Origin of the sequence: Occallatibacter sp. (assembly GCF_049582745.1) — a bacterium.
GTDB lineage: Bacteria > Acidobacteriota > Terriglobia > Terriglobales > Acidobacteriaceae > Telmatobacter.
In genome coordinates this window covers 1-12,506 of record NZ_JBAUUO010000120.1, presented here as the reverse complement: position 1 = coordinate 12,506, position 12,506 = coordinate 1, and the positions used below count along the sequence as shown (strand labels likewise).

General features: G+C 58.7%; 8 protein-coding genes. 5 read left to right on the top strand and 3 right to left on the bottom strand.

Features of this window, described 5'->3' with window-relative positions:
- Positions 1-722 (top strand): GDP-L-fucose synthase family protein (locus WCA10_RS17225; RefSeq protein ID WP_472823748.1); only part of this gene is annotated, 722 nt, incomplete at its 5' end.
- Positions 723-1,043: 321 nt separating this feature from the next.
- Positions 1,044-1,433, top strand: coding sequence for a hypothetical protein (locus tag WCA10_RS17220; protein WP_472823747.1), 390 nt, complete (start codon positions 1,044-1,046; stop codon positions 1,431-1,433).
- Here the strand turns inward: WCA10_RS17220 and WCA10_RS17215 are convergent.
- Positions 1,420-2,727: an ATP-binding protein gene (locus WCA10_RS17215; protein WP_472823746.1), complete on the bottom strand. Its 1,308-nt coding sequence runs from the start codon at positions 2,725-2,727 to the stop codon at positions 1,420-1,422. The two genes, WCA10_RS17220 and WCA10_RS17215, sit on opposite strands and share 14 nt — an antisense overlap.
- A 500-nt stretch (positions 2,728-3,227) precedes the next feature.
- Positions 3,228-5,294: a sensor domain-containing protein gene (locus tag WCA10_RS17210; RefSeq protein WP_472823745.1), complete on the bottom strand. Its 2,067-nt coding sequence runs from the start codon at positions 5,292-5,294 to the stop codon at positions 3,228-3,230.
- Positions 5,295-5,818: 524 nt separating this feature from the next.
- Between WCA10_RS17210 and WCA10_RS17205 the strand changes: the two genes are divergently transcribed.
- Both WCA10_RS17205 and WCA10_RS17200 read left to right on the top strand, forming a co-directional pair.
- Complete coding sequence (locus tag WCA10_RS17205) at positions 5,819-8,257, top strand: carbohydrate binding family 9 domain-containing protein (RefSeq protein WP_472823744.1); 2,439 nt, start codon at positions 5,819-5,821, stop codon at positions 8,255-8,257.
- A gap of 206 nt (positions 8,258-8,463) precedes the next feature.
- Positions 8,464-9,063 (top strand): outer membrane beta-barrel protein, encoded by a 600-nt coding sequence (locus WCA10_RS17200; protein ID WP_472823743.1) that lies wholly within the window; start codon positions 8,464-8,466, stop codon positions 9,061-9,063.
- 93 nt (positions 9,064-9,156) lie between these two features.
- On the opposite strand, the gene tyrS is transcribed toward WCA10_RS17200, so the two are convergent.
- Positions 9,157-10,428, bottom strand: a complete 1,272-nt coding sequence (gene tyrS / locus WCA10_RS17195) for a tyrosine--tRNA ligase (protein ID WP_472823742.1) — start codon at positions 10,426-10,428, stop codon at positions 9,157-9,159.
- Positions 10,429-10,497: 69 nt separating this feature from the next.
- On the opposite strand from tyrS, the gene WCA10_RS17190 reads away from it, so the two are divergent.
- Entirely contained in the window at positions 10,498-12,108 is a 1,611-nt protein-coding gene (locus WCA10_RS17190) for a hypothetical protein (RefSeq protein WP_472823741.1), read from the top strand.
- Positions 12,109-12,506: the final 398 nt, after the last annotated feature.

The window sequence follows — 12,506 nt, the reverse complement described above, 5'->3', positions numbered from 1 at the left end:
ATCTCGAGATTCAGACCAGTGTGATCGATGCGGGCTTTCGTAGCGGAGTCAAGCGGCTCTTGTTTCTCGGTTCAAGCTGCATCTATCCAAAGCTCGCTCCACAGCCGATCAAGGAAGAGTACCTGCTTACGGGGCCGCTTGAGCCCACCAATCGCGCTTACGCGCTGGCCAAGATTGCAGGCATCGAGATGTGCTGGTCCTACAATCGGCAATTCGGTACACAATACCTGGCTGCGATGCCGACAAACCTGTATGGCCCGGGCGACAATTTCGATCCCAACGGCTCCCATGTGCTGCCCGCCTTAATGCGCAAAGTTTTCGAAGCAAAGCGAAACGGTGAAAAGAAGCTGGTGGTATGGGGCACGGGTCGACCACGGCGCGAATTTCTCTATAGCGACGATCTTGCCGAAGCCTGCGTCCATCTCCTCCATCTGCCCCAGAGCACGTATGAATCTCTCTTGACGCCAAACGAGGCCCCGCTGATCAACATCGGCACCGGCGAGGATCTCACCATCCGCGAGTTGGCGGAGCTCATGGCGCGCGTCCTTGAGTTCGACTGCGAATTGGTTTTCGACACGTCACGCCAGGATGGCACCCCCCAAAAACTTCTCGATGTGAGCCGAATCCGGGCGCTTGGATGGAGTGCAAAGGTCAACCTCGAGGAGGGAATTCGGCGCACCTTCGCATTGGCGCAGTCTCAACTTGAACTTGCTGTCCAGTGATGCGCAGCGGCCGGCCTCTGCGGCTGCGGGTGGCAGAACAACCGGACCGGGGAGGGATGCTGGCTTTTCGGCGGGATCGTTCCAGCAGGCTCAACACTCCAGGGCTATGCTAGCCTGATGTTGTAAACACCGAAGATGTGCGCAAACATCCGCGCGCCATTGCCGGCAGGCTGCACCTCTTCCCGTCGCACTAGATCATCTTGTCGCGGGTACATGCTCAAGCGGAGCTTGGCGCGCCGGGTGACTCAACAAGCCGGCATGCTTTCGATCCATCGGCTCGCGCGTCAGTCTAACATTGGTCTCGTGACCACAAGAAGGACAATGACTTTTAACAACCGCATTTTGGTTACCGCTTGCTTCCTCGTCTTTGCGTCGCTCGTCGTGTCTGCACAGCAATCTCGTCCCGCCCTCATCCCGCTCGCGCAAGGTACGGGCGGCGGCGGCTCCTCCTCCGCGGCATCTGCCGGAAACATCGGAGGCCTCTCCGACGGTCCGATCACCGCGGGCGAAACCGTACACATCAACGTCTTTGACGCGCCGGACTTTTCTCTTATTACCCGGGTTTCCGAGAGCGGCGACATTCCCTATCGCTTTTTAGTCGGAGCAAAACTGCGCGAGCTGGAGCAGGCAGTGGAGCGAGCAACCTCAGAAGATGAACTCCGCTCTGAGATCGCCCGGCTCACGCGCCAGAAACTCACTAGTCCCTCGTAAGGAAGTAGGACTCGATTGCCCGCATCACCGTCCGGTGGTTGATCTGCGGGTCCTTGCCCTCGTACTTCGCGGCCCAGCAAATCTGGTTGATGATGTCGCGCGGATAGCACGAACGAAGCTCCTGCTTCAGCGTGCCATGCACAAAGTCGATAAGCGTGTGCGCCACGGTATCGTCGCAATCGATCTTGCGGTCCGTCGCGACTCTGCGGAAAATCTCACAGAACTCCTCGTCGCTCACTTCGCCAATGTGAATCTTGCTCTGGATTCTGCGCAGAAATGCGGCATCCAGAAGCTGCGCTGGGTCGAGGTTCGAAGCGAACACCACCAGCATCTCAAACGGCATTTCAATCTTCCGGCCGCCCGCCAGGGTGAGGAAGTCGATCTTTCGATCCAGCGGAACCACCCACCGGTTAAGCAGTTCATCGGGCCGCACCCTCTGACGCCCGAAATCGTCGATAATCAGCACGCCGTTGTTGGCCTTCATCTGCACCGGCCCGGTGTAAAACTTGCTCGCCGGGTTGAATTGAAGATCGAGCATCTCGATCGTCAATTCGCCGCCAACCATCACGGAGGGCCGCTGGCACAGCACCCATCGTTCATCGTGATTCGGCGGTTCCATGTGCGGCAGCCGTGTGTGCAGCGTCGGATCGTAAACGGTGATCAGCTGTCCGTCGATTTCAATCGCGTACGGGAGCCAAACGGCGTCCTCCGAGAGCACCTTCGACAACAACTCGGCAATCGAAGTCTTACCAACGCCAGAAGGACCGTAAAGGAAGATCGCCGCCCCGGAATTCAGCGCCGTTCCAAGCTGCCACAGGATCCGGTCGTCGAGCACCATGCTGGAAAATGCTTGGTGCACCTCGGACGGGTGGATCTCGGTGTGCGACACACTCTGCAGCTTTACCTGAGACACATAGCTCGACAGAGGTACCGGCGCCGGTCCCGCGTATTGACTCTGCATCAGCAGTTCTTGCGCGCGTGTTCTACCCTGCGATGTGATCGCGAGATTGGGAATCTGGCCGCTCAATCCGGTAACCTGACACAGTTGCTCGGTCCGCAGTCTCTTCAGCAGTTCGCTCGCAACCTCGAAGCTGATGCGCATCAGCTTTGCCATCTCCAGTACCGAAAACGGTCCGGCAAGATAAAGATGCTTGAGCGCGAGATCTTCCAGAACCGCCTGGCGAAGGCCGACCTCCGGGATGGTTACTGGCTTGTGGGTCGGCCCCGTGGAAGGGTCGGTCTTCATGAATTCCTGCAGATTCAGCAGTGGCTCCATCGCGTTTCCCCAAGACATAGAGTATATGTCTCATTCTTAGGAATGGATTGAACAGGAATCTCGTATTACGTCTGGCACGCCGGTAACTAGGTCACGGTACACTTGCGCGCCGTCCAGAGACACCTTGGTGCCCTCTCACTTGCTCGCGGAATGCCTCACTCTACCACTATTTCAGGCCATTCACGGGGGAAAAAGAGTTGAGGACACCTCCAAAGTTCGTATATAGAATGCTGTATGGCCCAGGAGCAGGGTGGGTCCAACACTCCTCAGGCATCCGCGCCTCCCCCATTCCCACGCTTTGCATCGCCACGCTCGACGACGAATTCTCGAGATCCTCCGCAATGAGCTCGTTCCCTGGGGCAGGGTCTTCGCCCGCGACAGGTACAAGGTCCCGGCAAGTTGAACGCATGAAACAACGGTCTCCGCCGTTCGCTGCCAAAACCCTCACGATGGTCTGAATTCTTACGCTCTTCCGTGTCTACGAGTCGGAAGCAGATGCCGTCCGCCTCCTGCGGCGCTTAGCTCTCGAAGAACTCGCCCAGCGGCAGAGGATGGCTGAAAAGATAGCCCTGGAATGAATGGCACCCCAGCTTCGCCAGATACGCGCGCTGCTCCTCGGTTTCCACGCCCTCGGCAATCACCGAAAGTCCCATCGCCTTGCCAAACGAAATGATGGCTTGCGCCACTGCGCCGCTGATCGGATCCTTCGGGATCTCGCTCACAAACGCGCGATCGATCTTGATCTGGTCCAGCGGAAGCCGCTTCAGGTACGTCATCGACGAGTAGCCGGTCCCGAAATCCTCCAGCGAGAAGCGCACTCCGTGCGATTTCAGCTTGTTCATCCGGGCAATCACGTCCTCAACGTTCTCGCCGAACATGCTCTCGCTCAACTCGATCTTCAGGTTGTTGGGGTTGGCGCCTGTTCGGTCCAGCGCCGCCAGCACATAATCCACAAATTTCGGCTGCCGGAACTCGCGGGAACTTATATTCACCGCGATCGAGAGATGCTCACCCTCTTTGCGTCCCGCCCATGCTGCGATCTGCAGGCAGGCGGTTTCAAGCACCCAGTTGCCCAGCGGAAAAATCAGGCCCGTCTCTTCCGCCAGCGGGACAAAATCCTGCGGCGCCACTAAACCGCGCGTCGGGTGTTTCCAGCGGATCAGCGCTTCCGCGCCGGTCATCATCCCGCGATCAAGTTGCGGCTGATAGAACAGCGAAAACTGGTTCTCGCGGATCGCCGCGCGCAGATCCCTCTCCAGCGCCACGCGCGCATTCACCGATGCCTGCAGCGCCGGTGCAAAGAAGAACATCGCGTTCCGTCCCGCTGCCTTTGCCTGGTACATCGCAATATCGGCCTGTTGCAGCACCTCGTTGGTGCTCTCGCTCTGGTTGCCGAATACCGTGATTCCCATGCTCGACGTGGTGTGGCACTCGCGCCCTTCCAGCAGAAACGGCTGGTCGATTGCGCCCAGAATCTTGCCACCCACCGTGCGCGCCTGCGCCGCCGCAATCTCCGCAATCTGGCTCAGGTCTTCCAGAACGATGACAAACTCGTCGCCGCCCAGCCGCGCAACCGTGTCTACCTCGCGCACGCAGCCTGCGATCCGTCTTCCCGTTTCCTGCAGCAGAAGATCCCCGATGTGGTGACCGAGCGTGTCGTTCAGCGATTTGAATCCATCCAGGTCGACAAACAGCAGCGCATGCTTGCTGCCGCTGCGTATGCTCGAAATCAGCGCCTGGCGCAGCCGTTCCCACAGCAGCCGGCGATTCGGCAATCCTGTCAGCGTGTCATAAAACGCGAGGCTGCGGATCTTCTCCTCGTCTGCCTTGGCCGCTGAAACGTCGCGAATGTACGAGATCACGCACGACTCGCCGTCAAACTCCGCGTACGATGCTGAAAGCTGTCCCCAGAAGACCTCGCCGTTCTTCCGACGCAACCGCACTTCAAAATCGCGACAGACGGCCTGTTCGTGCAGCGCTTCCGCCACCCTTAGCGCATCGCTTTCGTCCGCCCAGATATCCAGTTCCGTGGATGTATGCCCGATCGCTTCATCGCGGGTGAATTGCACAATCTCAAGAAATGCGGGATTCACTTCGACGATCTTGCCGTCTTCTGCGCGCGCAATCAGCACTCCGTCGGGGCTGGTCTCGAAGGTGGTTCGATAACGGTCGTCCTTGGTGGAGACTGCCGGCTCAGCAGGTGCGGCGTGCGCGCCCTCCGCCTTCATCCGCTCATGAATGTCTTCAACGTGCGCCAGCAAATGCGACGGCCAGCCTTCCCGATCCCGCAGGAGCGATACCGTCAGCTTCGCCAACGTCAGGCTTCCATCTTTGCGGATCAGTCGGATCTCCAGGCTCAGCGCGTCACTGGCGCCCGTCCAAAGCTTCTGAAACGATGCGAGGCACTGCGCTCCATCCTCATCCGGGGTAATTTCCTGCATCATCAGACCGCGGACTTCTTCACGCGGGTATCCGATGATCTCCGCAAACTCCGCATTGCAGCGGAGTATGTGGCCTTCCGGCGTGGAATGAACAATCCCCACCGTTGCCTGCTCGAGGAAATTTCGGTTCTCTAAAGTAGGCATATCACACATTGAGGATCGACGTTCTGAGCTGCTGGCGTGCTCGAATTGTATCGCCCATGAACTTGTTTTCAATGACTTTACCCGTATTCGACAGAGGAAAAAACAAGCAAATCGTCACCTGCCGCCTGCACCACCGTAATCACGAAATCGCACCCATAGCGCCGCAGGTGAGATTCATCACAAAGCCGGTTCATGTTGGTTCCGCTTGGTCCCTTACCGCTTTCGCACATCGAGTTAAACCACTGGCCGACTAACCTTGCCAAAAATGGTTCCCCATAACTCGAAGCGCGCACTCAAACTGAATGAATCGAATAAATATATAATACGCATGAGTTTAACTGTCACAATTGCACGTTAGTTCCATTCCCGGTTTTTGTCATCGCTGTCATCGTTATTGGAAAAGCAGCACTTCGGCTCAACCAATCCTGTCCTAACGAAAGATATCTGCGCGGGCGCACAGACCACTACAACTTATGTGTGACATCCTTGCGTGCGCATGGCAAACTTCATCCCGGACCCCTCGAATGATCCTTACCAAAGAGCGATTCAGGCGTGCAAATCCTCTGAACGTAACGAAGCAGGGCCGGTACTCCAGTGGCTCAAGGGCACTCTTTCTCGGATTACTTCTGTGCGCACCGCTGCTCTGCGGACAGCACTCTCTTGCGCAAAACAGTAAGCCGACCGCGGTCTCGCCGCAGATTCCAAAGGCCGCGCACCCCTCCGAGTTCAAGGTTCCGCTCCTCACCGAACCTCTCCGACTTTCTGACTTTCACAGCATGGAGCCCGATTCCGCAATCAAAGACAAGCTTGCCTCGGTAACCGGCTTCATCCAGAACACACCCAACGACGGTGAACCCGCCACCCAGCAGACCGACGTCTGGATCGCTCATACCAGGTCCACACTCTATTTCGTATTCATCTGCCACGACGACCATCCCGGCTTGATTCGCAGTCACCTCTCCCGCCGCGAAGACATCACTGGCGACGACACCGTCTCGGTCCTCCTCGATCCCTTCCAGGACCGCCGCAGGGGAGTGCTGTTTACCGTCAATCCCGCCGGCGTGCAAGCCGATGCTGCGTGGACCGATAACCCCAGCGTCGACTACACCAGCGATACCGACTACAGCTACGACCAGGTCTGGGACTCCGAAGCGCGCGTCACCGCCACGGGCTGGATGGCCATCGTCGCCATTCCCTTCCGCAGCATCCGTTTCCGTACCGCCAGCCCCGACTGGGGTATCGTCTTCACGCGCAACCTTCCGCGCAATAGCGAACTCGATTTCTGGCCGCGCGTCTCCACCAGCATCTCCGGCGTGCTCACCCAGCAAGCCACCATGCACGGCATCGAAGGCGTCACCGGCTCCCACAACCTGCAGATCAATCCCTACGTGCTGGCCCAGAATGAGCGTGAGCTGATCAATCTCGATCCGCTCAACCCATACTTCAGCTCCCGCGGCCTTGAAGGCACAGCGGGCGGCGAAGCCAAGCTCATCGTCAACGACAGCATCATTCTCGACGGCACCATCAACCCCGATTTCAGCGATGTGGAATCGGATCAGCCCCAGTTCACCGTCAACCAGCGCTACCCCGTCTACTTTCCCGAACTCCGGCCGTTCTTTCTCGAGAATGCGAATTACTTCAGCACGCCCATCCTGCTCGTCTACACGCGCAACATCGTTCACCCGGAATTCGGCATTCGTCTGACAGGAAAAATCGGCCGCACAAATCTTGGCTTGTTCGCCATCGACGATCGCGAACCGGGCGACACCTATGCTCCGGGCGATCCGCTCTATCATCGGCGCGCCAAGTACGTCGTGGGCCGCGTCTCAGAGGATTTGGGAAAGAACTCGAGCGTCGGCCTCATCTATACCGACCAGGAGTTCGGCGGCGGCTGGAATCGCATCGGCGGCCTCGACTTCGCCGCCCATCTCAACAAAAGCTGGACCGCGGTTGGCCAGATGGTCGAGTCCTCCACCATGAGTCCGAACAATCCCGGAACCGCACCGGCCTACGCTGCCGGACCAGCCAGTTATCTCGAAGTTCAGCGCAGCGGACATGCCTTCAACCTCGACACCATCTTCAAGGACTTCAGCACCGCCTTTCAATCCCAGCTTGGCTTCATCCCCACCAGCGACCTCTACAGCGATCAAAACCACGTCACCTACCTTTGGTATCCGAAAAAGAAAGCGATTCAGAGCTTCGGGCTCGATGCGTTTCAACTCCTGGGATGGGACCACCAGGGCAATCGCCTGTACCACTACTTCACCTTCTCTCCTTACTTAACGCTTCCGCGCCAGTTGGTCTTCGCGCCGCAGTTGGGCAATAACTCCGATACCCTCGGGCCTCAGGACGGATACCCGCTCGCGCACAACGTCAACTTCACTGAGAACTTTGGCGGCATGGTCGTACGCGGCGCGCCTTACTCCCAGTTCGGTTTCTACGTCGCGGCTCTTCGCGCTGGAAACGTGAACTACAATCCGGTCGCCGGAGGAATTCCGTCGCTGCTTAATGCCGACGAGGTCCAGTTGGTTCTGAACCTCCAGCCCGTACGCCAGCTCACGTCATCCAGTACTTACCTGCTCGACCGCGATCACACGGTTTCCAACGGAGCATTCGTCTACGAAAGCCAGGTCTTGCGCACCAAGATCAACTACCAGTTCACGCGCTCCATCTCCGCCCGCGTCATCGCTGAATATGACTCAACCCTCGCAAATCCCGCGGAGACTTCTCTGCAGCGCCGAAAACAAATCGGCACCCAGGCACTCTTCACCTGGCTTCCGCATCCCGGCACCGTCCTTTACATCGGTTATAACAACGACCTGCAGAATCTCGATCGATCGCTCTGTATCCGCGGCCTCACCGGCGCCTGCGACCCCGACAACCCCACTCCCCCCCGCGCCAACAACTACCTCAACGACGGCAAACAGATCTTCGTGAAGTTCTCCTATCTCTTCCGCTTCTAGGCCTTCAGAGATTTCGGTTCGCTCCTCCGGTGCGTATCGGCTCAGGACGTGAATTCATCGCGCAAGCCACCCTCGCTGCAAACCGCACATCGTATAGTGTTAGATATCAGTGAATTGTCGCGTGAACGGCCTCCCGGCCACCCGTCGCATCGTCAATTATCCAGGTCGGCCTTGGTCTAGACCGGCCTCGAATCAGGAGGTAAAAAATGAATCTTAAGCTCGCCATGGCTACGGCCATCCTTCTCATTTCGATTCCCAGCCTTGCTCAGATTGAACCTCAGGCAACTGCGGGCAGAAAGTTCCCCATCCACTGGAGCGCCGGCGGGGGAATGGACTATTTTTCAGGTGATTGGAGAGCCGGAGACATCAACAGGTGGGGTCCCGCCGCGTGGGCTACTGCAACGATGTGGCATTGCCTCGGGATCACTGCGGAGGGCCACTCCATGATCGTCGGCGGAAACTCGGAAGCTTCAAATTACAAGCTATTCGTTGGCGAGGGCGGTTTGATGTGCACCATGGGTTACTGGGGCAGGTTTCAGCCTATTTACAAAGGCGAACTCGGCTTCGCGAGCCTGTCGCAACCCGGTAACAGTACAGGCCACCTCCATTCCACGTACAGCACCTGGTCGGTCGGAGGCGGCGCGGAATACCACATGGGCGGACATTGGTGGACGCGAGTGGACTATACCTACGAAGCCATCCCGAATTTTCACAGCAGCATCACCAATCAGAACCACACCCTGAATCCGCGAGGCATATCCTTCGGCATGACTTACCGGTTTGGCGCCTTGGGAACCCGTTTCTGACGTGGCTGCAGGGCTTGACGGGCTTAGCTCTCCACGGGCGGTGACCACGGAGGAAACTAGAATTCAGTTTCTGTGGCCGCCACAATCGTCGGACTAAACACCCTCGCCAAACCCGCCAATCACCGCTGCCTTCGCCCGTTTTCCCAATCGCACCACCAGCCGCGTCGGCAGCGTATCGATCGGAATCGCCGCATTCGTCACAACCTCGCCGTCGATCTTCACGGACTTCTCCGCAAGCTTCCTGCTCGCCTCGGCTCCGCTTGCGGCCAGTCCGAGCTGTAACAGCAGCTTCGAAACGCGAATCTGCAGCTCTCCCGCCGGGCACGACGGGCTCGCCAGGTCCGCATAGGCGATGTGAACCTCTTCCATATCCTCGGCCACTTCCTTCTGCTGAAACATGCGCGCCCAGTTTTCATCCGCATGCTGCGCCGCTAGTTCTCCATGGAAGTCAGCGGTGATTGTCTGGGCAAGGTATTTCTTCATCGCCATCGGGTGCGCGCGTCCCGCAGAAACATCCTCCTGAAACGCCTCAACCTTCGAACCGGGAAGGTCCGTCAAGAGAAGAAAATACTTCCACATCAATTCATCCGAGATGCTCATCAACTTCCCGTACATCTCCGCCGGCGGCTCGTTGATGCCGATAGCATTGTTGAGAGACTTGCTCATCTTCTGCACGCCGTCCAGCCCCTCAAGAATCGGCGTCATCAGAACGATCTGCGGCTTCTGCCCGTACTGCCGCTGCAACTCGCGTCCTGCGCCAAGATTGAATCTCTGGTCGGTACCGCCGAGCTCCACATCGCATTCCAGCGCGACCGAGTCATACGCCTGCATCAGCGGGTAAAGCATCTCGTGCAAGCTGATCGGCTGCTCTGCCTGAAAGCGCTTGTGAAACTCATCCCGCTCCAGCATCTGCGAAACCGTGAAGTGCGACGCGAGACGGATGGTGCCCTCGTAACCCAGCTTTCCCAGCCACTCCGAGTTGTAGCGAACCTCGGTCTTCTCGGCGTCAAGAATCTTGAACACCTGCTCCTTGTACGTCTCCGCATTCGCGTCAATCTGCTCGCGCGTCAGCGGCTTGCGCGTCACGTTGCGCCCGGTTGGGTCGCCGATCAGCGAAGTAAAGTCGCCCACCAGAAAAATCACCGTGTGTCCGAGCTGCTGAAAGTGCCGAAGCTTGCGCATCAGCACGGTATGCCCCAGGTGCAGGTCGGGCGCCGTCGGATCGAAGCCCGCCTTCACGCGCAACGGCCGCCCCGTCTTGCGGCTCTCCTCAAGGCGCTCGCGTAGATCCGACACACGAATAATCTCCGCCGCACCCTTCTGCAGCAGATCCATCTGTTCATCCACAGGAAGAAACGTACTCATACTGTCTTTCAGTATAGAGTCCAGTATGCTCTATGCGAGGTCCATCGGCGGTCTCTGGAGGAACTGAAAATGGCTCGTCGCAATCCGATTCGCCCGCTGGTTCTTGCGCTCACATTGGCTTCGCTGGCGTTCCTCATGCCCGCCGCTCTCCGCGCCCAGAAGCCGCCCTTTCCCGTCTCCACCCGCTGTGTCACTTGTCACAACAATCTCAAGACCGCCAAAGGTCAGGACGTCTCCATCGGATCCGCATGGCGCACCAGCATCATGGCCAACTCCTCCCGCGACCCATATTGGCAAGCCAGCGTTCGCCGCGAAGCTCTCGACCACGCCTCCGCCGCCTCGTCGATCGAGAATGAATGCGCCACCTGCCACATGCCCGTGCAGCACCTGGCCGACAAAGCTGCCGGCCACGATACCGTGGTCTTCTCGCGGCTCCCACTCGACGCCGCACACGACGCCGACGAAGCCGCTCTCGATGGCGTCAGTTGCTCCGCTTGTCATGAAGCCCAACCCGCCGGACTCGGCACGCCAGACTCCTACAATGGCAACCTCACCGTCGCGCCCGTCGATCAGCACGACCGTCCTATCTTCGGGCCATATCCCCCCGACGCCCGCGCCATTGCCATGCACACCGCATCCGCGGGCCTTACCCTCGCGCAGTCCGATCACCTTCGTCAGGCCGGCCTCTGCGGGTCCTGCCACACGCTCTACACCACCACGCTCGATGCCGCCGGAAAACCCGTGGGCCGTTTCCCTGAGCAGATGCCCTACGTTGAATGGCTCCACAGCGACTACAAAGACAAGCAGATCTGCCAGCAATGTCACATGCCTGCCATCGCCGGCTCTGCGCCGGATGCTTTGTTCAACAGCCCTTCGCACGATGGGCTTCGCCTCCACTCCTTCCCCGGCGCCAACTTTTTCATGCAGACGCTTCTCTCCACACACCACGACGAACTCGCCGTCAATCCAAAGTCTACCGAGCTGGACTCCGCCGCCGCCGAGACCCGCAAATTCCTCCAGTCCCAGACCGCCCATCTTTCTCTCAGCGCCCTCTCTGTCTCGAACGGCAAACTCGCGTTCGCTGTCGCCGTCCAGAATCTCACCGGACACAAATTTCCCACCGCATTCCCCTCGCGCCGTGCCTGGCTCCACGTCACCGTCAGCGATGCCTCCGGCCACATCGTCTTCGAGTCCGGCAAACTCAACGACGACGGCTCGATCGCGGGAAATCTCAACGACGCGGACCCCGCCCGCTATTCGCCGCACTACACCACCATCACCGCGCCCGATCAGGTGCAAATCTTCGAGCCCATCCTCGGCGACGCGCAGGACCACGTAACCACCGCGCTCCTCACCGCCACCCACTATCTCAAGGACAACCGCATCCTCCCCGCCGGATTCGACAAAAGCACCGCATCGCCCGACATCGCTGTCCGCGGTAAAGCCGCCACAGACCCGGACTTCACCGGCGGCAGCGCCACCACCCGTTATGAGATTCCGGTCTCCGCCCCAGGCCGCCTCGTCGTGAAAGCCGAATTACTGTATCAGCCCGTCGGCTTCCGCTGGGCCCATAACCTCGCGCCCTATAAAGCCGCCGAGCCGCAGCGATTCGTAGGCTACTACGAACAGGCCTCCCGCCAGTCCGCCATCGTCATCGCCGAAGCAAAGGGATCGCTCTAAACTCTAAAAGCGGCGTCATCCCCAGCGCGCCCCCTAAGAGAAATTCGATGTGTCATTCTGAGCGAACGGGGCCCCGAACGTTTCTGGGGCCCCAAAGAACGAGAATCGGTCTTTGGGGTTGGTTCGGGGGTGGTGAACGAAGAATCTGCTTTTCCATTCACTGAACATTAGCTACCACCGTGGGTGTCTATCCAAGCTCCGCTTGCGTGGGAACGCACGAACTCAAAAAGCGGCGTCACTCCCAGCGCGCCCTCTAAGAAAAATTTGATGTGTCATTCTGAGCGAACGGGGCCCCGAACGTTTCTGGGGCCCCAAAGAACGAGGATCGCTCTTTGGGGTTGGTTCGGGGGTGGTGAACGAAGAATCTGCTTTTCCATTCACTGAACCTGAGCTACCAC

Excerpts from the sequence above, each read along its gene's own strand:
- WCA10_RS17220 (WP_472823747.1), top strand. The coding sequence starts at position 1,044 with ATGACTTTTAACAACCGCATTTTGGTTACCGCTTGCTTCCTCGTCTTT.
- WCA10_RS17215 (WP_472823746.1), bottom strand. The coding sequence starts at position 2,727 with ATGTCTTGGGGAAACGCGATGGAGCCACTGCTGAATCTGCAGGAATTC.
- WCA10_RS17210 (WP_472823745.1), bottom strand. The coding sequence starts at position 5,294 with ATGCCTACTTTAGAGAACCGAAATTTCCTCGAGCAGGCAACGGTGGGG.
- WCA10_RS17205 (WP_472823744.1), top strand. The coding sequence starts at position 5,819 with ATGATCCTTACCAAAGAGCGATTCAGGCGTGCAAATCCTCTGAACGTA.
- WCA10_RS17200 (WP_472823743.1), top strand. The coding sequence starts at position 8,464 with ATGAATCTTAAGCTCGCCATGGCTACGGCCATCCTTCTCATTTCGATT.
- tyrS (WP_472823742.1), bottom strand. The coding sequence starts at position 10,428 with ATGAGTACGTTTCTTCCTGTGGATGAACAGATGGATCTGCTGCAGAAG.
- WCA10_RS17190 (WP_472823741.1), top strand. The coding sequence starts at position 10,498 with ATGGCTCGTCGCAATCCGATTCGCCCGCTGGTTCTTGCGCTCACATTG.